The organism is Paraburkholderia elongata (assembly GCF_013177735.1).
Taxonomy (GTDB): domain Bacteria; phylum Pseudomonadota; class Gammaproteobacteria; order Burkholderiales; family Burkholderiaceae; genus Paraburkholderia; species Paraburkholderia elongata.
In genome coordinates, this window is sequence record NZ_WOEZ01000010.1 from 19,258 (window position 1) to 43,390 (window position 24,133).

The 24,133-nt window shown below is 62.7% G+C and carries 22 protein-coding genes and 1 riboswitch; of the genes, 14 read left to right on the forward strand and 8 right to left on the reverse strand.

The annotated features are described in order from the left end of the window. Positions 1-330 precede the first annotated feature (330 nt). Together GNZ13_RS01890 and ggt are read right to left on the reverse strand one after the other, a co-directional pair. Complete coding sequence (locus tag GNZ13_RS01890) at positions 331-1,707, reverse strand: MFS transporter (protein ID WP_172159965.1); 1,377 nt, start codon at positions 1,705-1,707, stop codon at positions 331-333. Continuing rightward, complete coding sequence (gene ggt / locus GNZ13_RS01895; RefSeq protein ID WP_172159967.1) at positions 1,708-3,345, reverse strand: gamma-glutamyltransferase; 1,638 nt, start codon at positions 3,343-3,345, stop codon at positions 1,708-1,710. 331 nt (positions 3,346-3,676) lie between these two features. Here ggt and GNZ13_RS01900 point away from each other — a divergent pair, with 331 nt between their 5' ends. The 3 genes from GNZ13_RS01900 to GNZ13_RS01910 all read left to right on the forward strand — a co-directional run bounded on the left by GNZ13_RS01900 (position 3,677) and on the right by GNZ13_RS01910 (position 5,685). Continuing rightward, complete coding sequence (locus GNZ13_RS01900) at positions 3,677-4,456, forward strand: DeoR/GlpR family DNA-binding transcription regulator (RefSeq protein ID WP_172159969.1); 780 nt, start codon at positions 3,677-3,679, stop codon at positions 4,454-4,456. A 308-nt stretch (positions 4,457-4,764) separates the two neighbouring features. Continuing rightward, positions 4,765-4,962, forward strand: a complete 198-nt coding sequence (locus GNZ13_RS01905) for a hypothetical protein (protein ID WP_172159971.1) — start codon at positions 4,765-4,767, stop codon at positions 4,960-4,962. Between the two features lie 96 nt (positions 4,963-5,058). Further along, positions 5,059-5,685 carry a TetR/AcrR family transcriptional regulator gene (locus GNZ13_RS01910; protein WP_172159973.1) on the forward strand — a complete coding sequence of 209 codons (627 nt, stop codon included), beginning with the start codon at positions 5,059-5,061 and terminating at the stop codon, positions 5,683-5,685. An 88-nt stretch (positions 5,686-5,773) separates the two neighbouring features. Here GNZ13_RS01910 and GNZ13_RS01915 read toward each other — a convergent pair whose 3' ends face one another. After that, positions 5,774-6,148: a hypothetical protein gene (locus tag GNZ13_RS01915; RefSeq protein ID WP_172159975.1), complete on the reverse strand. Its 375-nt coding sequence runs from the start codon at positions 6,146-6,148 to the stop codon at positions 5,774-5,776. Positions 6,149-6,350: 202 nt separating this feature from the next. Here GNZ13_RS01915 and glpD point away from each other — a divergent pair, with 202 nt between their 5' ends. From glpD to GNZ13_RS01935, 4 genes are all read left to right on the forward strand, one after another. Then, positions 6,351-7,880, forward strand: a complete 1,530-nt coding sequence (gene glpD, locus GNZ13_RS01920) for a glycerol-3-phosphate dehydrogenase (protein WP_172159977.1) — start codon at positions 6,351-6,353, stop codon at positions 7,878-7,880. 265 nt (positions 7,881-8,145) lie between these two features. Further along, the gene (gene glpK, locus GNZ13_RS01925; RefSeq protein ID WP_172159979.1) at positions 8,146-9,645 is read left to right on the forward strand and encodes a glycerol kinase GlpK; all 1,500 of its coding nucleotides are present in this window, start codon (positions 8,146-8,148) and stop codon (positions 9,643-9,645) included. A gap of 85 nt (positions 9,646-9,730) precedes the next feature. Then, on the forward strand, positions 9,731-10,444 hold the full coding sequence (locus GNZ13_RS01930; protein ID WP_172159981.1) for an MIP/aquaporin family protein: 714 nt from the start codon (positions 9,731-9,733) through the stop codon (positions 10,442-10,444). A gap of 198 nt (positions 10,445-10,642) precedes the next feature. Next, positions 10,643-11,329 carry an HAD family hydrolase gene (locus GNZ13_RS01935; protein ID WP_172159982.1) on the forward strand — a complete coding sequence of 229 codons (687 nt, stop codon included), beginning with the start codon at positions 10,643-10,645 and terminating at the stop codon, positions 11,327-11,329. 110 nt (positions 11,330-11,439) lie between these two features. Here the strand turns inward: GNZ13_RS01935 and ribB are convergent, their stop codons facing one another. The 4 genes from ribB to GNZ13_RS01955 all read right to left on the reverse strand — a co-directional run bounded on the left by ribB (position 11,440) and on the right by GNZ13_RS01955 (position 15,144). Continuing rightward, positions 11,440-12,159: a 3,4-dihydroxy-2-butanone-4-phosphate synthase gene (gene ribB, locus GNZ13_RS01940; RefSeq protein ID WP_172159984.1), complete on the reverse strand. Its 720-nt coding sequence runs from the start codon at positions 12,157-12,159 to the stop codon at positions 11,440-11,442. Positions 12,160-12,305: 146 nt separating this feature from the next. Next, positions 12,306-12,488, reverse strand: a riboswitch (FMN riboswitch). A gap of 133 nt (positions 12,489-12,621) precedes the next feature. Continuing rightward, on the reverse strand, positions 12,622-13,311 hold the full coding sequence (locus GNZ13_RS01945) for a helix-turn-helix domain-containing protein (protein WP_172159986.1): 690 nt from the start codon (positions 13,309-13,311) through the stop codon (positions 12,622-12,624). Between the two features lie 233 nt (positions 13,312-13,544). After that, entirely contained in the window at positions 13,545-14,711 is a 1,167-nt protein-coding gene (locus tag GNZ13_RS01950; protein WP_172159988.1) for an MFS transporter, read from the reverse strand. A gap of 31 nt (positions 14,712-14,742) precedes the next feature. Beyond that, entirely contained in the window at positions 14,743-15,144 is a 402-nt protein-coding gene (locus GNZ13_RS01955; RefSeq protein ID WP_172159990.1) for a VOC family protein, read from the reverse strand. 115 nt (positions 15,145-15,259) lie between these two features. Between GNZ13_RS01955 and GNZ13_RS01960 the strand changes: the two genes are divergently transcribed. The 7 genes from GNZ13_RS01960 (at position 15,260) to lnt (ending at position 23,023) form a co-directional block, all read left to right on the forward strand. After that, complete coding sequence (locus tag GNZ13_RS01960) at positions 15,260-16,243, forward strand: LysR family transcriptional regulator (RefSeq protein ID WP_172159992.1); 984 nt, start codon at positions 15,260-15,262, stop codon at positions 16,241-16,243. Positions 16,244-16,415: 172 nt separating this feature from the next. After that, positions 16,416-17,789: a tRNA (N6-isopentenyl adenosine(37)-C2)-methylthiotransferase MiaB gene (gene miaB / locus GNZ13_RS01965; RefSeq protein WP_172159994.1), complete on the forward strand. Its 1,374-nt coding sequence runs from the start codon at positions 16,416-16,418 to the stop codon at positions 17,787-17,789. Between the two features lie 47 nt (positions 17,790-17,836). Further along, a complete protein-coding gene (locus GNZ13_RS01970; protein ID WP_172160011.1) occupies positions 17,837-18,910 on the forward strand; it encodes a PhoH family protein in 1,074 nt (357 codons plus the stop codon). An 83-nt stretch (positions 18,911-18,993) separates the two neighbouring features. Further along, positions 18,994-19,455 carry an rRNA maturation RNase YbeY gene (ybeY, locus tag GNZ13_RS01975; protein WP_054034485.1) on the forward strand — a complete coding sequence of 154 codons (462 nt, stop codon included), beginning with the start codon at positions 18,994-18,996 and terminating at the stop codon, positions 19,453-19,455. Between the two features lie 27 nt (positions 19,456-19,482). Continuing rightward, a complete protein-coding gene (locus tag GNZ13_RS01980; protein ID WP_172160012.1) occupies positions 19,483-20,163 on the forward strand; it encodes a gamma-glutamylcyclotransferase in 681 nt (226 codons plus the stop codon). Between the two features lie 198 nt (positions 20,164-20,361). Beyond that, positions 20,362-21,255: an HlyC/CorC family transporter gene (locus tag GNZ13_RS01985; RefSeq protein ID WP_172160013.1), complete on the forward strand. Its 894-nt coding sequence runs from the start codon at positions 20,362-20,364 to the stop codon at positions 21,253-21,255. A 49-nt stretch (positions 21,256-21,304) separates the two neighbouring features. Beyond that, positions 21,305-23,023, forward strand: coding sequence for an apolipoprotein N-acyltransferase (lnt, locus tag GNZ13_RS01990; RefSeq protein WP_172160015.1), 1,719 nt, complete (start codon positions 21,305-21,307; stop codon positions 23,021-23,023). Between the two features lie 137 nt (positions 23,024-23,160). Here lnt and loiP read toward each other — a convergent pair whose 3' ends face one another. Continuing rightward, entirely contained in the window at positions 23,161-23,919 is a 759-nt protein-coding gene (gene loiP / locus GNZ13_RS01995; RefSeq protein WP_172160017.1) for a metalloprotease LoiP, read from the reverse strand. Positions 23,920-24,133 lie beyond the last annotated feature (214 nt).

Here is a 24,133-nt window from a genome sequence, read left to right on the forward strand (position 1 = left end):
TCCGAAAACTGTATCGACTCGTGGAGCGCGCTCGGAACCGCCCGCTATCGCAAGGGCAGCCCGCCGTGCCAGATACAGCGCCTTGAATTAGAGTTAACCCCTTGTATCTTGCATCTTAGCCGGTGTTTAGCAACTCTGCAGATAACCCAGCACAGACCCTGCCGGATCGCCGCAGTTCCAATTTCACGGTAGTCGAATCCTTCGGTCGGTTACAAGCGGCGCACGCAAGGCACAAAAAAGCCAGCTCGAAGAGCTGGCTTTGACTTGAACAGGGTGCACGTCTAGCGCGGCAAGGCTCGCTGCGGAGCACAACGGCCGCCGGCAAGATCATCACGCGAGCTGAATGCCCGCGAGGTGCCGGACGCGCCGCATACGCCACGCGACCACCACGAGCGACAACCCCGACAGCACTGCGGCAATCAGCACGTAGTAACTTGGTGCGAGCTTGTCGCCGGTCAAGTGAATGAAGGTCTCCACAATCGTCGGCGCAAAGCCGCCGAAAATCGTCACGCCGATGCTGTAACCGATTGAAAGACCGGTCGAACGCACCTGCGTCGGGAAGATCTCGGACATCAGCGCGGGCATTGGTCCGGAGTAGGCCGCCTTGAAAATTCCGGCTGTGCCTTGCAACAGTAGCAGCCAGCCGATCGTCGGATGTGATTGCAGCAAAGCGAACATCGGGTAGATCAGCACGCCCATCAGAATCGACGTGGTGAGCATGATGCGAATCCGGCCGATGCGGTCGGACAATGCGCCCATCACCGGCGACAGTAGGAACTGCAAGCCGCCGTTGAGCACCACCACACCGAACGACGCCGCAGCCGGCATGTGCAACTGCTTGACCGCGTACATCGGCATGTAAAGTTGCAGCACGTAAACGCCGACCGTGGATTGCGCAACGATGCCCACAGCCAGCAGCAGATTCACCCACTGGTTGCTGAATGACGCGCTCTTTTCCTCGGGCATCTCGTGACGCTTGCTCGCGGTCTCACGCGCCGCTTCACGCACTCGACGCAACGCGAGAAACTCCGGCGTCTCGTCGAGATGCGAACGGATGTAATAGCCTACGGGCCCAACCAGCAGGCCGAACACGAACGGCAGGCGCCAGCCCCAGCTATTAAGTTGCTCGGGCGGCATCCATGCGGTCAGGAGCGAACCAAAGGCCGCTGCGGTGATCGCGGCCAGGCCCTGGCTCGCGAACTGCCAACTCGCGTAGTAGCCACGCCGTGACGCGCTGTGCTCGACCATGAAGGCCGTCGCGCTGCCGAATTCACCGCCCACCGCGAAGCCTTGTACGAGCCGCGCAAGCAGAATCATCACGGGCGACGCCATCCCGATCGACGCATACGGCGGCATCACCGCCATCGTGAAGGTGCCGACCATCATCAGCGCGATGGCGAGCGTGAGCGCCGCCTTACGGCCCTTGCGGTCGCCGTAGACGCCCAGCACGACGGCACCTAGCGGCCGCATCAGGAACGAGATGCCGAAAGTGGCGATGGCGAGCAGCGTCGAGAGCCACTCGTCCTGCATCGGGAAGAACTGCTTCGCGATGATGGTCGCGAAGTAGCCGTAGACCAGAAAGTCGAACCACTCGAGCGCATTGCCGACCGACGACGAAAACACGATCCGCCGCACCATCGCTTTGGAAAGCGGCGCGGGCGTGGAATGAGGGGAAGCTGTCGCGGGTTGCGACGCGGGGATGTTCATTTAGAACCCGGCTGCCAGCCCGTCGCGACGACTGTCGCTCGCCGCCACGTAGCCGCGGTCCGGATCGTTACGGTCGAGCTTCCAGATGTACTGGCCGGAGCCGAAGTCCATGTACGGATCGTCGACCGACTTGATCGTGTGGCCCAGCTTCTGCAGTGCCGCGGCGGTCTTCGGATCGAGCGTCGATTCGATGTCGATCGTGAAGTCGCGGTTGACCTTCCAGCGCGGCGCATCGCACGCGGCCTGCGGCTGCTGACCGTAGTCGAGCATCCGCACGATCGATTGCAGATGGCCTTGCGGCTGCATATCGCCGCCCATCACGCCGAAGCTCATCACCGCTTCCTGCTTGCCGTCCACCTGCTGTGTGAGGAACGACGGGATGATGGTATGGAACGGCCGCTTGCCGCCTTCCACCACGTTCGGCGATTTGGGGTCCATTGAGAATCCGCAGCCGCGGTTTTGCATTGCAATGCCGCTGTCCGGCACCACGATGCCCGAGCCGAAGCCCATGTAGTTCGACTGGATGAAGCTGACCATCATGCCCCGCTCGTCCGCCACCGACATGTAGATCGTGCCGCCGGCCTTCGGCATGCCGAAGTCGAACTGCGTGGCGCGCTTGGGGTCGATCAGCTTCGCGCGCGACGTGAGGTACGCGTCGTCGAGCATCTGCTCGGGCGTGACTTCCATCGAACGCGGATCGGCGACGTAGCGGTAGACGTCGGCGAACGCCAGCTTCATGGCTTCGATCTGCAAATGCTGCGACTCGACGTTGTCGACGGCGAGTTCTTTCACGTCGAACTTTTCGAGGATGCCCAGCGCGATCAGCGCCGCGATGCCCTGGCCGTTCGGCGGAATCTCATGCACGGTGTAGCCGCGATAGTCCTTGCCGATCGGCTCGACCCAATCCGCGCGGTAGTTGCGCAGATCGTCGAGGGTCAACGCGCCGCCGCCTTCACGCGCAAACGCCGCGATCTGTTCGGCGATCTCGCCTTCGTAGTACGCACGCGGACCTTGTTCAGCGAGCTTGCGCAACGTCTTCGCGTGGCCGGGAAAGCGCACCAGTTCGCTCACTTCCGGCGCGCGGCCGCGCGGCATGAAGGTTTGCGCGAAGCCCGGCAGATCCTTCAATTCCGGCACGGCCGCCGCCCACTTGTAGGCGACGATGCTCGCCACCGCATGACCACGCTCGGCGATTTCGATCGCCGGCTCCATCAGATCGGCGAACGGCAGCGAGCCGAATTTCTGATGCAGCGCTTCCCAGCCGGCGATCACGCCCGGCACGGTCACAGCGTCCCAGCCGCGCTTGGGCTGTTTCGCGAGACCGCTTTCCTCACCGTACTTGCGCTTGAAGTAGTCGACATTCCACGCCGCCGGCGAGACGCCCGATGCATTCAAGCCATGCAGCTTCTTACCGTCCCACACCAGCGCGAAGGCGTCGCCGCCAAGGCCGCACGACACCGGTTCGACCACCGTGATGGCGGCAGCCGCCGCGATTGCCGCGTCGACGGCATTGCCGCCTTTCCACAACATCCGTAGCCCGGCTTGCGCGGCGAGCGGATGCGAAGTCGAAACGATGTTGCGCGCGAATACAGGCAGACGCGGCGTCGGGTAGGGGTTTTGCCAATTGAAGCCAGTCATGTCGAACACTCTCGAAAGCGCGGCCCGGCGCGTTCTCGAACGCCGGAAACCATGGGAAATGGGTAACACGCGGGTAAAACGCGGAGCCTTGGATTGCAGCGCGATCCGGCACAAAAAACAAATTCATTTATCAAATGAATAAATGCGCAAATTACCTGAATGGGTCGCTGCACGGTCGTCCAGGATCCGCTGCATGTCGCACGAGTTGGCAGACAAGACGTGCGATGGTCTTACAATACGCTCACCCTTTTTCACGCATGACCCGTTTTCCGGCCCGGCTTATCGCGCCAGTGGCGGGCAGCGCCGACAAAAAACCCACGACCCGAGACACATGACCCGAGACCCCCGCCTGACTCTCAACGCCCGGCAACAGGAACTGCTGGAGTGGGTGCAACGCGACGGCTTCGTGACCGTGGACGACCTCGCGGCCCACTTCGACGTGACGCCGCAGACGATCCGCCGCGACGTCAACTGGCTCGCCGACATGAACCTGCTGCGCCGCTATCACGGTGGCGCCAGTCTGCCGACCAGCTCCGAGAATGTTTCGTACACGGCGCGTCAGCGGATGTTCCACGAAGAGAAGCGGCGCATTGCGGCGCTAGTGGCCACTCACATTCCCGACCAGGCGTCCCTCTTCATCAACCTCGGTACGACTACCGAGGAAGTCGCACGGGCGCTCAACCGGCATCGCGGCCTGCGCGTGATCACCAACAATCTGAACGTCGCCAGCATGATGAGCGGCTATCCGGATTGCGAAGTGCTGGTGACGGGCGGCATCGTGCGGCCATGGGACAAGGGCATCGTCGGCGAACTGGCGATCGACTTTATCCGGCAGTTCAAGGTGGATTTCGCGATCATCGGTACGTCGAGCATTGAAACGGACGGCACGCTGCGCGATTTCGACACCCGCGAGGTGCGCGTGGCCGAGGCGATCATCCAGCATGCGCGCACGGTGTTTCTCGCCGCCGACAACTCCAAATTCGGCCGTCCGGCGCTCGTCCGCCAAGGTCATCTCGACCAGATCGACGCGCTGTTCACCGACGCCGCCCCGCCCGCCGAGATGGCCGAAACACTCGCTGCCGCCAATTGCCAGGTGTTTATCGCCGAGTAATCCAGGCGACTTCGGCCATGTTGCAGCGCACGCGAAACTTCGAGTGAAATCAAGGATTTGACCGCTGCCCCAAACCGCCTCTGAGGGTCCCAATTGTCAAACGGAAAATTTACAGTGGCCCCTTTGGTGTTTATCTGGCGGTTGACTACACTCCAGTTCCCCGGCGTCCGTTCCGCGCTACGCGGAGTGCCGGTTGCCTAAACCTGTGTGCATGAGCCGTACCTCCCGCCTGATCCTCTAGCGGACTTCACTGGCATTGGGCCAGTCGCCGGCAAGGCCGTCCGCGTTAGCTTGACATGGAGAGAACGATGCTGAGTCCGCATGAATTCGCCACGTTGTTGCTCGTCAAGGACGCCCCCAATCAAGTCGATATGGAGCGAGAAGAACTCGACGCCTTGCTGGAACGCCAGCTTGTACAACTCGAACTGCTCGCGTCGGGCAACGAACAATGGCGCGTGACCGAAACCGGCGACAGCGCACTCCGGGCCATCAAGCGTTTCTCATAGCATGTTGGATATTGAAGCGGCCGCTCACACGGCCGCTTTGTTGTGTCCAATTCATTTACACGGTAAATTGACGCGACGGACCTTCTGCCTTCGCGCATGCCAAAAACGCTCTCCTCCGACGACATCCAGCAATTCCGCGAAACCATGCGGCGCGTGGCCGAAAACGCGTTCGCCACGCGCGGCGCGCAAGGCGTGACGATGCGCGAACTGGCAAAGGAGCTGGGTTGCAGCGCGATGACGCCCTATCGCTACTTCCGCGACAAGGACGAGATTCTTGCGATGGTCCGCGCTGCGGCGTTCAACCGCTTCGCGGCTCGCCTTGAAGCAGCAGCGAGGGAAGCGCCCGCGACTGACCACTCCGCCGTCAGCGACGCCTATGTGGCGTTCGCACTCGACGAGCCGCACGCCTACCGCCTGATGTTCGATCTGACCCAGCCGGAAGGCGCCTACCCGGAACTCACGGCCGCGTCGCAGCGCGCCTGGAAGATGCTCGGGGCGCACTTCGAGCAGCTCGTTGCCGCGGGCATTATGGAAGGCGATCCACAATTGATCGGCTACGCATACTGGGCAAGCCTGCACGGCTTCACGATGCTGGCGCTCGCCAATCAGTTGCCTTTGCCACAGGCGCAACAAGTTGCCGGGAGCAACGCGCCGACGCGCGAAGCCGTGTTCGCGCAGATTCGCCGGATGTTGTGGCGCGGGGCCCAGCCGCAGCGCGGCTAGCCCCGCGTTAGCCCGAGTTAGCCCCTAAACTCGCTCGACGCGAATATCCCGCCGGGAAGGACTGGATTGAGAAAGCCGGGCGCGAAGTTCAGCCCGCGCGCAAGGTCGGATCGACCGCCGCGCGCCAGCTCAACGCCTTGGCTCGCTGGTCGGTGAAGAACGCAACCCACTGATTACGCACCTGCGGATCGGCACTCGCCCCTTGGCTCGTATAGCGCTGCGCGAGCGACGCCTGGAAGGCGCAGTAATCGTCCTTCGACAACTTGCCGCGCCGGTTCGCAACGTACGCATCGAACAGCGTCGCGTAGACGCCTTGCGCGTCGTTGCCGTAGTCGACCGTCTGGGCACTGCACATCTGTTGCAACGATGCGAACGAGGGCGCGCCCATCGTCCCGTTCAAGCTCGGCGAGCTGACGCACCCCGTCAGGAGCGCAGCGGCGCCGATCATCCAAAGTCCACGCATGAATTCACCTCGAAATGGCTGCTGCCGAAAGTATCGTCCGTGCCCGCGCGTTGCGCCACCACCTTAGCCAACCACTAGAGGGGCGCCTAAGCAAACCGAACTTTACTTTTTCGAATATGTTCATTAAAGTTCGAAAACGAACACTATGGGTTCGATAGTTTTTCCCAACAGCTTTCCGGATACGACGTAGGGGACACAGCAGGTGACGCAAGGCTCGAGATACGATTTGCTCGTCGTGGGCGGCGGGATCAACGGCGCAGGCATCGCACGCGATGCGGCGGGCCGCGGCCTGTCGGTGCTGCTCTGCGAACAGGACGATCTGGCATCCCATACGTCGTCGGCCAGTACCAAGCTGATTCACGGCGGTCTGCGCTACCTCGAGTACCGCGAGTTCGGGCTGGTGCGCAAAGCCCTGCAGGAGCGCGAAACGCTGCTGCGCGCAGCACCTCACATCATGTGGCCGCTGCGCTTCGTGATGCCGCAAATGCCCGATCTGCGCCCGGCCTGGCTCATTCGCGCCGGCCTGTTCCTTTACGATCACCTCGCCAAGCGCGAACTCCTGCCCGGCTCGCGCGGCATTGTGATGCGCAACCATCCTGCTGGCGCACCGCTGATCGATTCGATCAAGCGCGGTTTCGTGTATTCGGATGGCTGGGTGAATGACGCGCGTCTGGTCGTGCTGAACGCGCTGGATGCGCAGGAACGCGGCGCAAAGATTCTCACGCGCACCAAGCTACTGAGCGCGGTCCGCGCCGGTGGCGAATGGCGCGCGCAACTCAAGCGCGCGGACGGCACGATCCTCGACGTGCGCGCTGCTTCGATCGCAAACGCCGCCGGTCCGTGGGTCGGCGAACTGCTGCAAGGCGCGCTCGGCCGCGAGGCGACGCACAGCGTGCGCCTTGTGAAAGGCAGCCATATCGTCACGCGCCGCCTGTTCGAGCACGATCACGCGTACATCTTCCAGAATCCGGACAAGCGGATCATCTTCGCGATTCCGTACGAACACGATTACACGCTGATCGGCACAACCGACCTCGAATATCGCGGCGACCCCGCGCAAGTAGCGATCGACGCCGACGAAACACAGTACCTGTGCGATTCGATCAACCGCTACTTCAAGCAGAAGATCTCGCCGCAAGACGTGCGCTGGACCTACTCGGGCGTGCGTCCGCTGCTCGAGGAAGAAGGCGCAGACAACCCGTCGGCGGTCACCCGCGATTACTCGCTCGAACTCGACGCGCCCGCGGGCGAAGCACCGCTTCTGTCCGTGTTCGGCGGCAAGATCACGACATTTCGCAAGCTGGCGGAAGAAGCCGTCGGCAAACTCGCGCACGCGCTGCATAAGGGCACGCCTTCGTGGACGGCCGGTGCGCCGTTGCCCGGTGGCGATATTCCGCAAGCCAACTTCGAACGCTTCCTCACCGGCTTCAAGCAGCAGAATGCATGGCTGCCCGCCGATCTGGCTCACCGCCTCGCTCGTGCGTACGGCACGCGCGTGAAGCATGTCATTGGCAATGCGCGCTCGGTGGCAGACCTCGGCCGCGCTTTCGCGCCAGGTCTCTACGAAGCCGAACTCACTTATCTGCGCGACACCGAATGGGCGCGCAGCGCGCAGGACGTGTTGTGGCGCCGTTCGAAACTCGGCCTCCACGTCGAACCGGGCACGCTCGATTCGATCACACACGACATTGACGCATGGTTCGCCCGCGAGCCGGTCCGACAGAGCGCTTAGTTACGTCACTTAGTTAGGTCGTTCAGTTAGGCCACGTAGTTGAGTCACTTAGTTGACCCACTTCGTCAGACCACCTGGTCAGGCGATAGCAACGCAGCTTGGCTACGTGGACGAACCCACATGAACCGAATCGATTTTCACCCCCTCGGCTACTGAGAAAGCCGGGACGCACCACCTCAAACTGTTGCAGCCCGCTTAAAACAACAAGCCGTTCCCGTCGCCGGTCAGCAGTCCGGCGATTCATAAAACGCATGGAGAAGACACAATGCAGGATCAGTACATCCTCGCGCTTGACCAAGGCACCACCAGCTCCCGCGCGATGCTGTTCGACCGGCTCGGCAACGTCGTGTCGACCGCTCAGAAAGAATTCCAGCAAATCTATCCGCGTCCGGGTTGGGTCGAGCACGACCCGCAGGAAATCTGGTCGACCCAGGCCGGCGTCGCCGCCGAAGCCGTCACACGCGCCGGCATGAACGGCACGTCGATCGCCGCGATCGGCATTACCAATCAGCGCGAGACCACCATTGTGTGGGACCGCGAAACCGGCCATCCGATCTATAACGCGATCGTCTGGCAAGACCGCCGCACTGCCGACTTCTGCGATCAGCTCAAAGAGCAGGGCCTCGAAGAAAAAGTCCGCGCGAAAACCGGCCTGCCAATCGACTCGTACTTCTCGGCGACCAAAATCCGCTGGATTCTCGACAACGTCGAAGGCGCACGCGAAAAGGCAAAGCAAGGCCGCCTCGCTTTCGGCACGGTGGATAGCTGGCTGGTGTGGAATTTCACCAAGGGCGGCCTGCACGTCACCGACGTGACCAACGCGTCGCGCACGATGCTGTTCAACATCCACACGCTGAAGTGGGACGACGAACTGCTCGAAGCGCTCGACATTCCGCGCAACATGCTGCCGGAAGTGCGTGCGTCGTCGGAAGTGTACGGGCCGACCAAGACCACCGTGTTCGCTTCCAAGATTCCGCTCGCGGGCATCGCCGGCGACCAGCATGCGGCCCTGTTCGGCCAGATGTGCACGGAGTCGGGCATGGTGAAGAACACCTACGGTACCGGCTGCTTCCTCGTGATGAACACCGGTGAAAAGCCGATCGAATCGAAGAACAATCTCGTCACCACGATTGCCTGGCAAATCGGCGACCAGATCAACTACGCACTCGAAGGCAGCATCTTCATCGGCGGCGCGGTGGTGCAATGGCTGCGCGACGGCCTCGGCATCATCAAGAACGCCGCTGAAATCGAAACGATGGCGCGCAGCGTACCGCATAGTGACGGCGTGTATCTGGTGCCCGCGTTTGCCGGCCTCGGCGCGCCGCACTGGAATGCCCGCGCGCGCGGCACGCTGTTCGGCGTGACGCGCGGCACGACCTCGGCACATATCGCCCGCGCCGCGCTCGACTCGATCGCCTATCAATCGCTCGACGTGCTGAAAGCAATGGAAGCCGACTCTGGCATTCGCATCGGTGAATTGCGCGTGGACGGCGGCGCTTGCGCGAACAATCTGCTGATGCAATTCCAGGCGGACATTCTCGGCGTCGACGCAGTACGGCCGAAGGTATCGGAGACGACCGCATTGGGCGCGGCGTATCTGGCCGGTCTCGCGGTCGGCTACTGGAAAGACGTGAACGAGCTGAAAAGCCAATGGGCGCTCGATCGCCGTTTCACGCCTGCCCTGCCGCATGCCGATGTCAAGGAATGCCTCGACGGCTGGAAGCGCGCGATTCGCGCCGCGAAGGCCTGGGCCGACACGCCCTGATCCCAGCTTTCACACAACACTTCTCGATATAACGAAGCCGCTTGTCCCGCGGCTTCCCTAACAACTATATTTCGGATAACCAACCATGTCTCCTTACATTGCGGAATTCATCGGCACCGCGCTCCTGGTGCTGCTCGGCAACGGCGCTGTCGCCAACGTGCTGCTCGCCCGCACCAAAGGCAAAGGCGCGGACCTGATCGTGATCGTGATGGGCTGGGCGATGGCCGTGTTCATCGCCGTGTACGTCACGGCATCGTACAGCGGCGCGCACCTGAATCCTGTGGTGACGATCAGCCTCGCGCTGGCAAGCAAATTCGCGTGGGCCAAAGTACCCGGCTATATCGCGGCGCAGATGCTCGACGGCATGGCGGGCGCCCTGCTCGTGTGGCTTGCGTATCGTCAGCACTTTGCGAAAGAAGGCGATGCCGACGTGAAGCTCGGCGTGTTCTGCACGTCGCCCGCCATTCGCAGCGTGCCGCATAACCTGCTCACCGAAATGATCGCGACTTTCGTGCTGATTCTCGGCGTGCTGTACCTGGCTTCGCCGCAAGTTGGCCTGGGCGCGCTCGACGCACTGCCGGTCGGCCTGCTCGTGCTCGGCATCGGCATTTCACTCGGCGGCCCGACCGGTTACGCGATGAGCCCGGCGCGCGACCTGTCGCCGCGTCTGATGCACGCGCTGCTGCCGATTCCGGGCAAGCGCGACAGCGACTGGCGTTATTCGTGGATTCCGGTGTGCGGTCCGCTGCTGGGCGGCGCGCTGGCAACGGGGCTGTATCTGTACCTGCACGCGCACTGATCTTGCGGCGCACATCGGGCGCATATAAAGGGGCGCGCCCGATGTGCTCCAAGAGCACACTGAAGGCGGAATTAAGCGCCGACGGAAAGCGAAGGCGCCGCGCATGCGGCGCCAAAGCACGTATCATGATGCTTTCAATCTCCGCGCATGAGCTTGCAACTGTCTTGCTCGCGTGCCTCTCGCTTTCCGTTTTAAAGCATGATCGACCACCTCATCTGTGACTGCGACGGCGTGCTCGTCGACAGCGAAATCATCGCTGACCGCGTGATGCTCGACACGCTGTCAGCCACCTTCCCGGGCCTCGACTTCGAACCCGTCGTCAAGACGGCGTTCGGCCAGCAGACCTCGCGCTTTCTCGAAGGCATCGAGGAGTCGTTCGATATCACGCTGCCGGCCGATTTCTTCAATACGATCGAACACAACGTCGAACTCGCGCTCGCGGCATCGCTCAGCCCGATCAACGGCGTGCGCGACGCATTGCAACGCGTGACGCTGCCGGCCGCTGTCGTGTCGAACAGCCGGATGGCACGCGTCAATGCGTCGGTGCGGCGCGCGGGTTTGCAGCAGATTTTCGGCGAACGGATTTTCAGCGCCGAACAGGTGGCGCGGCCGAAGCCTTATCCGGATGTGTATCTGTTCGCGGCGAAGACGCTCGGTGTGGAGCCGGCGCGCTGCATCGTCGTGGAAGATAGCGTGGCCGGTTTGAATGCGGCGCGGGCGGCGGGCATGAAGACGATTGCTTTCGTCGGCGCGAGCCATATCCCCGACGGTTACGCGGATGCACTGCGCAAGATGGGCATGACACGCATCATGAAGCATATGGACGAACTGCCCGCGCTGGTCGAAGCCGGCGTGCGCGGTGAGTTTGGCGACGTGCAGTCTTAACGGGTGCAACAAGAAAAAAGCCGGCTGCAATTGCCGGCTTCAGGATTCAGGCTTCAGGCTTCAGACTGCTGACTAACCCCACACCGCCGCACGCGACACACCCTTACGCATCAAACCTCATCCGCGACGCATTCGCGCGCCGTCGCCAGCGACTGACGGAATTCCACCAGCTCCGCAATCGTCAGCATCGGCAGATTGTGTTGCGCCGCGAAGCGCTCCACATCCGCGCCGCGCGTCATCGTGCCGTCCGCGTTCATCAGTTCGCACAGCACGCCAGCCGGCTTCAGACCCGCGAGAATCGCCAGATCGACCGTGCCTTCGGTGTGGCCGCGACGCGCGAGCACGCCGCCCGGTTGCGCACGCAGCGGGAACACGTGGCCCGGGCGCACGATATCGGCAGGTTTCGCCGTATCGCTGATGGCCGCGCGAATCGTCGTCACGCGATCGAGTGCGGACACGCCGGTGGTCACGCCATCGCGTGCTTCGATCGAAACCGTGAACGCGGTGCCATGACGACTTTCGTTATTGACGGCCATCGGCGGCAGTTCGAGTGCACGAATCTTGTCGTCGGGCAGGCACAGGCAGACGATGCCGCTGCATTCGCGAATCAGCAAGGCCATGGTTTCGACGGAAAGACGCTCGGCCGAGACGATCAGATCGGCTTCGTTCTCGCGATCGTGATCGTCTTGCAGGACGACGGCTCGGCCATCGCGCATGGCTTGCAGCGCGGCGGCGATACGCGGCGGAACTGCTTCGGTAGCGAGCAGGGGGAGATCGAGGAATGCGCTATCCGCAATCACCGACGGAGCAGGAAAAGTAACAAAGGACATAGTTGAAACGCTCATCGCAAAAGTTGGGCGAGAAACGTTTCAGGGCATTGCAAACAGACAAAGACGCGCCGTTGAACGCCGCGCAAAGCGACGCTCGCGCACCGCTCCAACCTCTGGCGGCGCCCCGGAAACGAACATGACTATCTGCACATCTTCTTCCATCCGGACTCTAACCGTCGGCTCTGGCTTCTCACCAGATCTGCTGACCCCACTGCGCTTTCGGTACGCTGAAAGCCGAACGACGCGGGCGCTCGCGGGCTCACCGGCTCACGCTTTCGCGCTGCCGGCATACCGCCGGTGGGGAATTTCACCCCGCCCTGAAGACGCACTGATTGCCGGATCAACCGGCTGGCAAAGAATACAACAGTCGCGCAAAACCTGCAGCGCAACCCCTACCGACTAGACGGACATCGCTGCTTCAGAGCCGATCCTCACAGCACATCCGCCTGAAAACCTGACTCGTCAAACCGGCGCGGCCTGCCGCGTCAAATCGTGCGGCGCAGGCACGTCCCAGCGCGGCGGCGTTTCCGCCTTCAGTGTCACGCGAAACGCGCGCGCTTCGGTGTCACCGGGATTGCGCAGGCTGTGCGGCTGGTCAGCGTCGAACACGATCGCGTCGCCCGTTGCCAGCAATTGGCGCTGGTCGTGCACGCTCACTTCCAACGTGCCTTCGCTCACCACCAGATTCACCGTGGTGCCAGGCGCACGGCGCGTGCCGGCCTCGGTATGCAACGGCGCGATACGCAGCTCGTGAAACTCGGCGGCGGTCGGCTCGGCGTCCGGATACAGCGGCCGGGCCGAGTAGCGTCCATTCGAACTGACGACACGCGACGAACGCTCCGCTGGCAAATGTTCGAAGCCGTTGGTCGCATGACGCCGCAAGAACGCCGCCACCGATACCTTCAACGCCGATGCCACCTTGCACAGCACCTTGATCGACGGCACGCTGCGCGCCGACTCGATCTGCGCGAGCATCGCTCGCGAGACGCCCGAAGCACGGGCGAGAGCGTCGAGCGAAAGTTGGCGCTCGGCGCGCAAACGGGCGAGATTCACGCCGACCAGATGTTCAAGAGCATCGAAGGGTTCAGCAGCACGCGGCGACGCATGGGTATCGGCCGTGGGATCGCGAACCAGCGCAAGCGGGGAATGCATGATTGCCTCCAGGAGCGCCGCCAGACGGCGGGCAAGCGGTTGGTGGAAGCAAGATAGCATCGCGCCTCGCCGCGCCCAACGAAGTTATCTTCACACTGTTATCAGCATTGCGGAGGACGATTCTCGCAAAGCTTGTGCGAATTTTTCATATGGGCGTGTTCGGGCTCAGATGCGCTCAAGCACGTACACACACTCAAGCACATGTGAGCACATCAGGTGTGCCGCACCTACACTCACGCCCGCTGCGCGACGACCGATGCAGGTGCATCCATCCGCGACGCGAACCACGTGAGCAGCAACGCCACCACGCTGACCGCCGCCGCGACCCACGGCAACGTATCGAGCGAATGACCGTGATTGATCACCAGACCGCCGAGCCACGCGCCGCCCGCATTGCCCACGTTGAACGCACCGATGTTCAACGTCGAAGCCAGATTCGGCGCCGCCGCGGCCTTCTCGACCACGCGCATCTGCAGTGGCGGCACCGTGGCGAACGCCGCAATGCCCCACACGAAAATCGTAATCGCCGCGGCCACCTGCGAATGGCTGGTGCGCGCGAAGAGCGCCATCACCACCGCAAGCGCCACCAGAATGCCCATCAGCGAAGGCATCAGCGCGCGGTCCGCGAGCTTGCCGCCCACGGTATTGCCGATCGTGAGACCAATACCGAACAGCACCAGAATCAGCGTCACGCCACGCGGCGAGAAACCGCTGACCTGCTCGAGAATCGGCGCGATATAGGTGAACACGACGAACACGCCGCCGAAGCCGAGCACCGTCATCGCGAGCGCGGTCCAGACTTGCGGGTCCTTCAGCACGCGTACTTCGTGACCCAGGCCGACCGGGCCGGAATCGTGATTATTCGGCACCAGCAGCGACACGCCGGCCAGCGACAGCACCCCAAACACGCTGACGATCCAGAACGCCGCACGCCAGCCGAACTCCTGGCCGACAAACGTCCCGAACGGCACGCCGAGCACATTCGCGAGCGTCAAGCCGGTGAACATCAGCGCAATCGCGCTCGCCCGCTTTTCAGCCGGCACGAGCGACGCCGCCACCACCGCGCCGATGCCAAAGAACGACCCGTGCGCGAACGACGTCACCACGCGCGCGATCATCAGCACGGAATAGCTGGACGCGATCGCGCACAGCGTATTGCCGACGATGAACACCCCCATCAGCAACTGCAACGCGAGCTTGCGCGGCATCTTGGCGGTGACCACCGCGAGCAGCGGCGCACCGACCGCGACGCCCAGCGCATAGCCGCTCACCAGCAAACCAGCCGACGGAATCGACACAGCCAGATCGCGCGCGACCTCGGGCAGCAAGCCCATGATCACGAACTCGGTCGTGCCGATCGCGAAAGCGCTGATCGCTAGCGCCAGTAATGGAATGGGCATTTTTCTACTCCAGGTTCTAAAGTTAAGCGTGTTAGCTACGGCGAACGTGACGCAGCGCCGTCACGAATTCGATGACCACACCCGGTGCGAGCGCGACGAACAGTTGCAATTCGGCTTGCTGCGGACCCATCTGCGGCACTTCGGCGAGTTGATAAGGCAGGTCCGGCGCATGCAGGCGCTGCAATAGCGCTTGCCATTCGTCGGCGCTCTCCAGCCGGAAGGCGATATGGTCGATGCGCGGCGCGGCCCTTCCCGTCTGGGCGGGCACCGTCGCGTCGATCAGATGAATCACCGGGCGGCCGTTTGCATACAGCCAGTAGCCGTCGATCGAAAACGGCGGACGCGCGCCCTGCGTCAGCCCGACGACGTCGACGAAGAAACGTCGCGCGGTCTCGAGGTCGGCGGTAACGATCGTCGCGTGATCGATTTGCATGGCGGGGCTGCACGAAGCACAAAGGGTTTACGAGGAGTGCATTGTGAGCGGAGCACATCGATTTGATAATTGGCGTAGCATTTGAAGCATTTTCAAATAATTTTGAAAGATCGCGATGGATAACCTCGGTGACATCCGCCTGTTCGTCGAAGCGGCGCAGCAAGGCAGCCTCTCGGCAGCGGGCCGCAAGATGGGGCTGACACCGGCCGCCGCCAGCGCGCGGCTGGCCAAGCTCGAAGCCGTTCTGAAAACACGCCTGTTCGAGCGCACCACCCGTCAACTCAGGCTCACCGACGAGGGCCGGCTGTATCTGAACTGCTGCCGCCAGGCGCTGCAATCGCTCGACGACGCCGAGGCCGCGCTGCAAGCCGGCCAGGGCGTGGTGCGCGGCAAAGTCCGAATCTCGGCAACTTCGGACTTCGGTCGCAATCTGCTGATGCACTGGCTCGACGAGTTCAACGCGCTTTACCCCGAAGTCACGTTCGCGCTGACGCTGTCGGACTCGCTATCGAATCTGGTGCAGGAAGACATCGATCTGGCGATCCGCTTCGGCGTGCCGCAAGACAGCTCGCTCGTCGCCCGCAAGCTGGCACCGAACCGGCGGGTGCTGTGCGCGTCGCCGGACTACATCGCACGCAAGGGCGAGCCGAAAGATCCGCGCGATCTCGTGAATTTCGATTGCATCGTGCTCGGCACCGCATCCGGCCCGGCCAACGAGTGGCGTTTCACTCGCGGCGACGAAGTGCAGCAGTACACGGTGCCGTTCGAGACCTCCCGGGAAACCAACGACGGCGCCGTGGCCCGCGAATGGGCGCGGCGCGGCTACGGGATCGTCATCAAGTCGATGTGGGACGTGGAAGCGGACTTGCGGGGCGACTGCCTGAAAATCCTGCTGCCTGAATGGCGCTATCCGGACGCGCCGTTGCATGCGCTCTACCACCGCAACCGTTTCATGGCGCCGCGCGTGCGCGTGCTGCTGGATTTCCTGAGCGAGCGCTTCGCACAAGTGTCGAACGAACTGGAAGGCCTGCTGGGCTTGCCGCCGGAGCGGCCGCGGGCAATGGCCGCGGCAGAAACCGCGTCCGACGAGGGGCTATAATATTGAGCTACGCTGCGAACGTGCATTGAAAGTGGAGCGAAATTGGCTCAAGCGGGCCAAAGCGGGCTCAAGCGCCGCCCGCGCGGCCCGTCCGTACGCTACCCGTACGTTTGCCCCCTCTTCACCTTTTAAACGACGCCCCCAGGTTAACCACTGCGACCGGCGAAAATCGATGACCAAGAAAGTTTATGTAAAGACCTACGGCTGCCAGATGAACGAGTACGACTCCGACAAGATGGTCGACGTACTCGGCGCGGCTGAAGGCCTCGTCAAGACCGACACCCCGGAAGACGCGGACGTCATTCTCTTCAACACCTGCTCGGTACGCGAAAAAGCACAGGAGAAAGTCTTCTCCGAACTCGGCCGTGTGCGCGAGTTGAAAGAAGCGAACCCGAATCTGATCATCGGCGTGGGCGGTTGCGTGGCGAGCCAGGAAGGCGCGTCGATCGTGGCGCGCGCACCGTATGTCGATCTGGTATTCGGTCCGCAAACGCTGCACCGTCTGCCGCAAATGATCGACAAGCGTCGCGAAAGCGGGCGCGCTCAGGTCGACATCTCGTTCCCGGAAATCGAAAAGTTCGATCACCTGCCGCCGGCGCGCGTCGATGGCGCGAGCGCATTCGTGTCGATCATGGAAGGCTGCAGCAAGTACTGCAGCTACTGCGTCGTACCGTACACGCGCGGCGAAGAAGTGTCGCGTCCGCTGGACGACGTGCTGACCGAAATCGCCGGTCTCGCCGACCAGGGCGTGCGCGAAGTCACGCTGCTCGGCCAGAACGTGAACGCCTACCGTGCCGGCATCACGCTCGGCTCGAGCGAAATCGCCGACTTCGCTCAGCTGATCGAATACGTCGCGGATATTCCGGGCATCGAACGGATTCGCTACACCACGTCGCATCCGAAGGAGTTCACGCAGCGCCTGATCGACACCTACGCCAAGGTGCCGAAGCTCGTCAGCCATCTCCACCTGCCGGTGCAGCACGGCTCCGACCGCATCCTGATGGCAATGAAGCGCGGCTACACGGTGCTCGAATACAAGTCGGTGATCCGCAAGCTGCGCGCGATCCGTCCTGACCTGTCGCTCTCGACCGACATGATCGTCGGCTTCCCCGGTGAGACGGAAGAAGACTTCGACAAGATGATGGCGTTGATTCACGAGATGAAGTACGACACCAGCTTCTCGTTCATCTACAGCCCGCGTCCCGGCACGCCGGCCGCGAATCTGCACGACGACACCCCGCGTGAAGTGAAGCTCAAGCGTCTGCAACATCTGCAGGCTACGATCGAAGAAAACGTGCAGCGCATCAGCGATTCGATGGTCGGCAAGGTCGAGCGGATTCTGGTCGAGCGCCCGGCGCGCAAGGACCCGAACGAACTCGCGGGCCGCACCGAAAACAACCGCGTGGTGAATTTCCCGGCGCCGGTCGTATCGCACGCGCGGTTGATCGGCCAGATGGTGGACGTGAAAATCGTCCATGCGTACCCACATTCGTTACGTGGCGAGCTCGTGCTGGTGCACGACGACACGCCCGCGACCACCCACTGAGCGACGCCCGCCCGGCGTCACGAACCCGACAGGATCGATCCACCGCCTTGAAGACCACTCAGCAGCATCTGGAATTCACCGCACCGCGCGACGACAACGCGCGGCTCGCCAACCTCTGCGGACCGCTCGACGAAAATCTGCGGCAGATCGAGCAGGCGCTCGACGTGACGCTGCAACGCCGTGCCCACCGCATCACGATTCGCGGGCGCGGCGCGAAACTCGCGCTCGCGGCGCTCGAAAACTTCTACAACAATGCGCGCGAGCCGCTGTCGGTCGACGACATCCAGCTCGCGCTCGTCGAAGTGCGCCACCCGGTGCGCCATCGTGTGAACGGCAATGGCCAGGGCGCGGACGCGGCAGACGTGCGTTTCCCTGGCACCCCGGATCATCCGTTCGATCAACCCGCCGACACCGGTGATGACGACCTCGAAGAACTCGGCCCGAAGCTGTACACGCGGCGCGCCGACCTGCGCGGCCGCACGCCGATGCAACGCGAATATCTGAAGCAGATCATTTCGCACGACGTGACGTTCGGCGTCGGCCCGGCGGGGACGGGCAAGACGTATCTCGCGGTGGCTTGCGCGGTGGACGCGCTGGAGCGCGACCAGGTCAAGCGCATCGTGCTGACGCGTCCGGCCGTCGAAGCGGGCGAACGCCTCGGGTTCCTGCCGGGCGATCTGGCGCAGAAGGTCGATCCGTATCTGCGTCCGCTGTACGACGCGCTGTACGACCTGCTCGGCTTCGACAAGACCGCCAAGATGTTCGAGCGGCAAATGATCGAAATCGCGCCGCTCGCGTACATGCGCGGCCGCACGCTGAATCACGCGTTCATCATCCTCGACGAGGCGCAGAACACCACGCCCGAACAGATGAAAATGTTCCTCACGCGGATCGGCTTCGGCTCGAAGGCCGTGGTTACCGGCGACACGACGCAGGTCGATTTGCCGCGCGGCGCGAAGAGTGGGCTGATCGAAGCGCAGCAGGTGCTGGCGGACGTGCGCGGCATTGCACTCACGCGCTTCACGAGCGCGGACGTGGTGCGGCATCCGCTGGTCGCGCGAATTGTGGAGGCGTACGATGCGCATTCGCAGAAAACCGCCGGTCCGGCGGATTCACGCTAATTTGCGGCGTTAATTTGCCTCGCTAATTTGCCTCGAACTCCACTGGATATGCCGCAGCAACCCAAGCAACAAATCGACCCTGCATGAGCCGCGCACCGAAACTGACGTTGAATCTGCAATTCCCCGCCGCCAAGACCTGGCCGGAACACAAGGCGCTGCTGCCGCGCGCCACCGTAGCCGGTTGGATCAAGGCGGCGCTCTTCGCGGACGGCGAGCTGACCGTGCGTTTCGTCGACGCCGAAGAAGGCCGCACGCTTAACCGCACCTATCGCGGCAAAGACTATTCGACCAACGTGCTGACGTTCGCGTACGCCGAATCGGAAGACGATCCGGTGACCGGCGACCTGATCCTGTGCTGCCCGGTGGTGGAAAAGGAAGCCGCCGAACAGGGCAAGCCGCTGATCGCGCACTACGCGCACCTGTTGGTGCACGGCACCCTCCATGCGCAAGGCTACGACCACGAGGTCGAGGAAGAAGCCGAGGAAATGGAAGCGATCGAGACTGAAATCCTCGGCAAGCTCGGTTTCCCGGATCCCTATCAATAGTCTTCGTCACCGCTGCTAAAAGCCACCGTGAGCACGTCCTCCCCTGAAGCCGATACGCGAAACACGCCCTGCCCGGACTATCCGCCCGCGCTCGGCGAATCGCGGCTGCTGACGGACGATGAGTTGCGCGCGTCGCTCGAATGCACATTGCGCGACTGGGACCGCAAGAGCGATCTGTGGCTGTTCGGCTATGGTTCGCTGATCTGGAATCCCGGTCTGCCCACGGTCGAAGCCGCCCGTTCGAAAGTGCACGGCTATCACCGCGGACTGTATCTGTGGTCGCGCGTGAATCGCGGCACGCCGGAACAACCGGGCCTCGTGCTCGCGCTCGATCGCGGCGGCTCGTGCTCCGGCATCGCCTTCCGCCTCGCCGCCGAGGGTGCGATGCCGCATCTGGAAGCGTTGTGGCGCCGTGAAATGCCGATGGGTTCGTACCGTCCGGCGTGGCTGCCCTGCGTGCTCGCCGACGGCCGGCGCGTCGACGCGCTCGCGTTCGTGATGCGCCGCGATGTGCCGACCTACACCGGCAAGCTGCGTGACGAGGTCGTCAAAACCGTGTTCGGCTGCGCGCGCGGCCGCTACGGCACCACGCTCGACTACGTCAGCCGCACCGTCCATGCGCTGCGCGAAAGCGGCATGCCCGACCGCGCGCTGGAGGCGCTTCTTGAACGTTGCCGTGAGGAAAGCCGCGAGGCCGGTCAGGAATAGGGCAATCCGTACTTTTTTGCTCCGAAACGCTTTTCCCCGCGTAATCAGTTAGGATGGACCCACGTCCACCGTACGCGGCCGGGCGGTTTCATCACAGCATCACCCATCGCCCAGCCAGGCGGGACACGGTCCTGCCATGTGCCTGGTGTATCCTTAATGCTCTGCAACAGCGCGCCCAGTCTCGCCGGGCGCACTACCATGAACGACACGTATCCCAGTCGACGCCAAACCGACAAACCGCACGAAAAACGCTCACTCCTCGAGCGTCTGACCGACTTCATCTCGCCCGAGCCCGACTCGCGCGCAGAACTCCTGGAAATCCTGCAGGACGCGCACGAGCGCAACCTGATCGACGCCGACTCACTATCGATGATCGAGGGCGTGTTCCAGGTGTCCGAACTCAGCGCCCGCGACATCATGGTGCCGCGCGCACAAATGGACGCGATCAACATCGCGGACAACCCCGCTGAATTCATCCCCTACGTGCTGGAAAAAGCACACTCGCGCTATCCGGTCTTCGAGGGCAATCGCGACAACATCATCGGTGTGTTGCTCGCGAAAGACCTGCTGCGCTACTACGCTGAAGACGAATTCGACGTGCGCGGCATGCTGCGCCCCGCCGTCTTCATCCCCGAGTCGAAGCGGCTGAACGTGCTGCTGCACGACTTCCGCGTAAATCGCAATCACCTCGCGGTGGTGGTCGACGAATACGGCGGCGTGGCCGGCCTGATCACGATCGAAGACGTACTGGAACAGATCGTCGGCGATATCGAAGACGAATACGATTTCGACGAGGAAAGCGGCAACATCATCGCCTCGCCGGACGGGCGCTTCCGCGTGCGCGCGCTCACGGAAATCGAGCAGTTCAACGAGGCCTTCGGCACGCATTACTCGGACGACGAAGTCGATACGATCGGCGGCCTCGTCACGCATCGTTTCGGACGGGTGCCGCATCGCGGCGAAAAAGTCCGTATCGACGATCTGATCTTCGAGATTCTGCGCGGCGACGCCCGCCAGATTCACATGCTGCTGGTGCGCCGCGACCCGCTCGCCGGCCAGCGTGAGCGCGAAGCACAGCACGTGCAGACCTGATCCGCTTCTTTTCTTCGCTTCTTCAACTCCTCACGCCGACCGCGCAACAATGGCCGACCCGATTACATCCCGTTCGCGCCGCGGCGTGAGTGCCCCTGCCGCCCGAGAAGCGCGCGGCCGTGCACTGCCCCGTTGGCATTACCTCGTCGCTTTGGCCGCCGGTGCGGCCAATACGCTGTCGTTCGCACCGACGCCGCACGGCGGCTGGCTCGAACTGGTGATCTTCGGCCTCTTCTTTGCGTGGCTGACGCGTACCACCGGCTGGAAAAGCGCAGCGCTGACGGGCGGCGCTTTCGGCTTCGGCAACTTCGTCACCGGCGTGTGGTGGCTGTACGTCAGCATGCACTACTACGGCGGCATGGCGGCCCCGCTCGCGGGCGCGGCGGTCGTGCTGTTCTCGCTGTATCTGGCGGTGTATCCGGCGCTCGCTGCAGGCATCTGGTCGTTCTGCGCAGGACACGCGCGCAATGGCACGTCCGATACCGACCAACCGTTCTCGCCGACCTGGCACGGCGCGCTGGCTTTTGCGAGCGCGTGGGCAATCGGCGAATGGCTGCGCGGCACTGTGTTCACTGGCTTTCCGTGGCTTGCGAGCGGTTATGCGCAGGTGGACGGTCCGTTCGCCGGCTTTGCGCCCGTCGCGGGTGTATACGGCGTCGGCTGGATGCTCGCGCTGGTGGCCGCGTTGATCGTGCAGGCGCTGTTGCCGCTGCTGGCCTCGCGCGGGCAACTCGATGCCGCGGCAGTCGGCAATGCTGGAAATGCCAGCAAAGGGGCTAACCGTCGTATCGCGCGCGTCGCGGTGCCGGGGGGAATCACAATTGCGCTGATCGCGGCCGGTTTGCTGCTGCCGCTCGTGCAATGGACCCTGCCGGCCAACGCGCCGCTGACGGTGCGCCTCCTGCAAGGCAACGTCAGACAGGAAATGAAGTTCGAAGAAGCCGGCATGCGCGCCGCGATCGACCAGTATCAGCAGATGATTACGTCGAAGCCGGCTGACCTGATCGTCACGCCGGAAACCGCCATTCCGGTGCTCGCACAGCAATTGCCGCCGCAGTTCGCGTCGGCGGTGCGCAACTTCTCGGATACAACAGGCACCGCGATCGTGTTCGGCGCGATCGGCGGCACCATCACGCCGGAAGGCCAAGTGGTCGACTATACGAACAGTCTGTTCGGCGTCACGCCGGGCAAGCGCGACGTGTATCGATACGACAAACACCATCTCGTGCCGTTCGGCGAATTCGTGCCGTGGGGCTTCCGCTGGTTCGTGAATCTGATGAGCATTCCGCTCGGCGATTTCGCGCGCGGCGCGCCCGTGCAGAAGCCGTTCATCGTGCATAACCAGCCGGTCGCCGTCGACATCTGCTACGAGGATATTTTCGGCGAGGAGATCGCGCGGAGCATCCGCGAGAGCGATACGCCGGCGGGCGTCTTGGTCAACTCGACCAATCTCGCCTGGTTCGGCGACACCATCGCACTGGATCAGCACTTGCAGATCGCGCGTATGCGTTCACTGGAAACCGGCCGGCCGATGCTGCGTGCCACCAACACGGGCATGACCGCCGCGATCGACGCCAACGGCAAGGTGATCGGACGCCTGACGCCGTACACGATCGGCTCGCTGGATGTGTCGGTGCAGGGGACCTCGGGCAGCACACCCTATGTGACGAGCGGCAATAACGCGGTGCTGGCTGTTTCGTTGCTGCTGCTGGCGTTCGGGTTTGCGTTCGGGCCGGGGATAACGCGGCGGCAAAACGGCAAAAAATAATTCGCGACAAACCAGGTGACTGTGCGCATGCCGTTTATGCGCGAAAGCGCCGTGACAAATCGCGGCACAAAACCCGCCCCAATAGAAAAACGCGCGCCCCGGAACACCGTGAGCGCGCGCTTATAAAGAATCAGGCTTTACTGATTCGACGCGATCCGCTGCTGAATATGCTGTGCGCGTGCCGGCGAAGCCGGATGCGAACTCAACATACTCGACTTGCCGCCATCCAATTGTGCGAGTTTGTTGAAAGCCGTCACCAATCCCGACGGATCGAGATTCTTCTTTTTCTGCAAGTCGAACGAATAATCGTCGGCTGCGCTTTCCTGGCTTTGCGAGAACTGCGCATTAATCAGCTTCTCGGAAAAATCGCCCAGTTGCGAGCCGGACAACGTCGCCGCCACGCCACCCGCCGACGACGCCACCGAGCGCACCGCCGAAGTCGCGTACGCGAGCTGCATTGCCTTTCGGGTATGTCCCAGCGCCACGTGGCCCATTTCATGACCGACCACACCGCGCACTTCGCTGTCGTTCATGATATCCATCAGACCGCTATAAACGCGCACGCAACCGTTGGCCATCGCCCATGCGTTGACGTCCTTGGTGACGTACACCTTGTAATTCACCGGCACGCCGTCGATGTTGTCGCCCAACTGCGCGGCTATCCCGTTCAGGCGCTTCTGATAAGTGCTGTTTGCCGCGGCAATCTGGTTTTCGCTGTCTAGCTGCGCGCATGACTTGTCGGTCAGCGCGCGCACGTCAGCGTCGCTCAGCATGGCGGCCTGAGTGGCCATCTGGCCGGACTGGATCAATGCAGTCGGATCCAGACTGCTGACACTCGCGCACGAAGCAAGCAACGCACAGGCGGAAGCGGCAATGACAAAGCGGTACGGTTTCATGGCGGAAATCTCTACGCGGATGTTTTTAATTTCGGACGGCAAGCTCCCCTGCCAGTCCATTCCGCAACGGCTACGCATCACCTAAATCACCGGAGACAATTCGGTATGTGAATCGCATAAACCATTGCGCCACACGCCACGCAAAAAAAAGCGCCTGACGAGCAGGCGCTTTTTACCACGAACGTAAGTTTCAATTCAGGATTTTGCAAGCTTT

Excerpts from the sequence above, each read along its gene's own strand:
- GNZ13_RS01900 (WP_172159969.1), top strand. The coding sequence starts at position 3,677 with ATGACCCGAGACCCCCGCCTGACTCTCAACGCCCGGCAACAGGAACTG.
- miaB (WP_172159994.1), top strand. The coding sequence starts at position 16,416 with ATGACCAAGAAAGTTTATGTAAAGACCTACGGCTGCCAGATGAACGAG.
- GNZ13_RS01930 (WP_172159981.1), top strand. The coding sequence starts at position 9,731 with ATGTCTCCTTACATTGCGGAATTCATCGGCACCGCGCTCCTGGTGCTG.
- GNZ13_RS01960 (WP_172159992.1), top strand. The coding sequence starts at position 15,260 with ATGGATAACCTCGGTGACATCCGCCTGTTCGTCGAAGCGGCGCAGCAA.
- loiP (WP_172160017.1), bottom strand. The coding sequence starts at position 23,919 with ATGAAACCGTACCGCTTTGTCATTGCCGCTTCCGCCTGTGCGTTGCTT.
- GNZ13_RS01935 (WP_172159982.1), top strand. The coding sequence starts at position 10,643 with ATGATCGACCACCTCATCTGTGACTGCGACGGCGTGCTCGTCGACAGC.
- GNZ13_RS01985 (WP_172160013.1), top strand. The coding sequence starts at position 20,362 with ATGAACGACACGTATCCCAGTCGACGCCAAACCGACAAACCGCACGAA.
- GNZ13_RS01945 (WP_172159986.1), bottom strand. The coding sequence starts at position 13,311 with ATGCATTCCCCGCTTGCGCTGGTTCGCGATCCCACGGCCGATACCCAT.
- GNZ13_RS01890 (WP_172159965.1), bottom strand. The coding sequence starts at position 1,707 with ATGAACATCCCCGCGTCGCAACCCGCGACAGCTTCCCCTCATTCCACG.
- GNZ13_RS01915 (WP_172159975.1), bottom strand. The coding sequence starts at position 6,148 with ATGCGTGGACTTTGGATGATCGGCGCCGCTGCGCTCCTGACGGGGTGC.
- glpK (WP_172159979.1), top strand. The coding sequence starts at position 8,146 with ATGCAGGATCAGTACATCCTCGCGCTTGACCAAGGCACCACCAGCTCC.
- GNZ13_RS01950 (WP_172159988.1), bottom strand. The coding sequence starts at position 14,711 with ATGCCCATTCCATTACTGGCGCTAGCGATCAGCGCTTTCGCGATCGGC.
- ybeY (WP_054034485.1), top strand. The coding sequence starts at position 18,994 with ATGAGCCGCGCACCGAAACTGACGTTGAATCTGCAATTCCCCGCCGCC.
- lnt (WP_172160015.1), top strand. The coding sequence starts at position 21,305 with ATGGCCGACCCGATTACATCCCGTTCGCGCCGCGGCGTGAGTGCCCCT.
- ggt (WP_172159967.1), bottom strand. The coding sequence starts at position 3,345 with ATGACTGGCTTCAATTGGCAAAACCCCTACCCGACGCCGCGTCTGCCT.
- GNZ13_RS01910 (WP_172159973.1), top strand. The coding sequence starts at position 5,059 with ATGCCAAAAACGCTCTCCTCCGACGACATCCAGCAATTCCGCGAAACC.
- GNZ13_RS01905 (WP_172159971.1), top strand. The coding sequence starts at position 4,765 with ATGCTGAGTCCGCATGAATTCGCCACGTTGTTGCTCGTCAAGGACGCC.
- ribB (WP_172159984.1), bottom strand. The coding sequence starts at position 12,159 with ATGTCCTTTGTTACTTTTCCTGCTCCGTCGGTGATTGCGGATAGCGCA.
- GNZ13_RS01955 (WP_172159990.1), bottom strand. The coding sequence starts at position 15,144 with ATGCAAATCGATCACGCGACGATCGTTACCGCCGACCTCGAGACCGCG.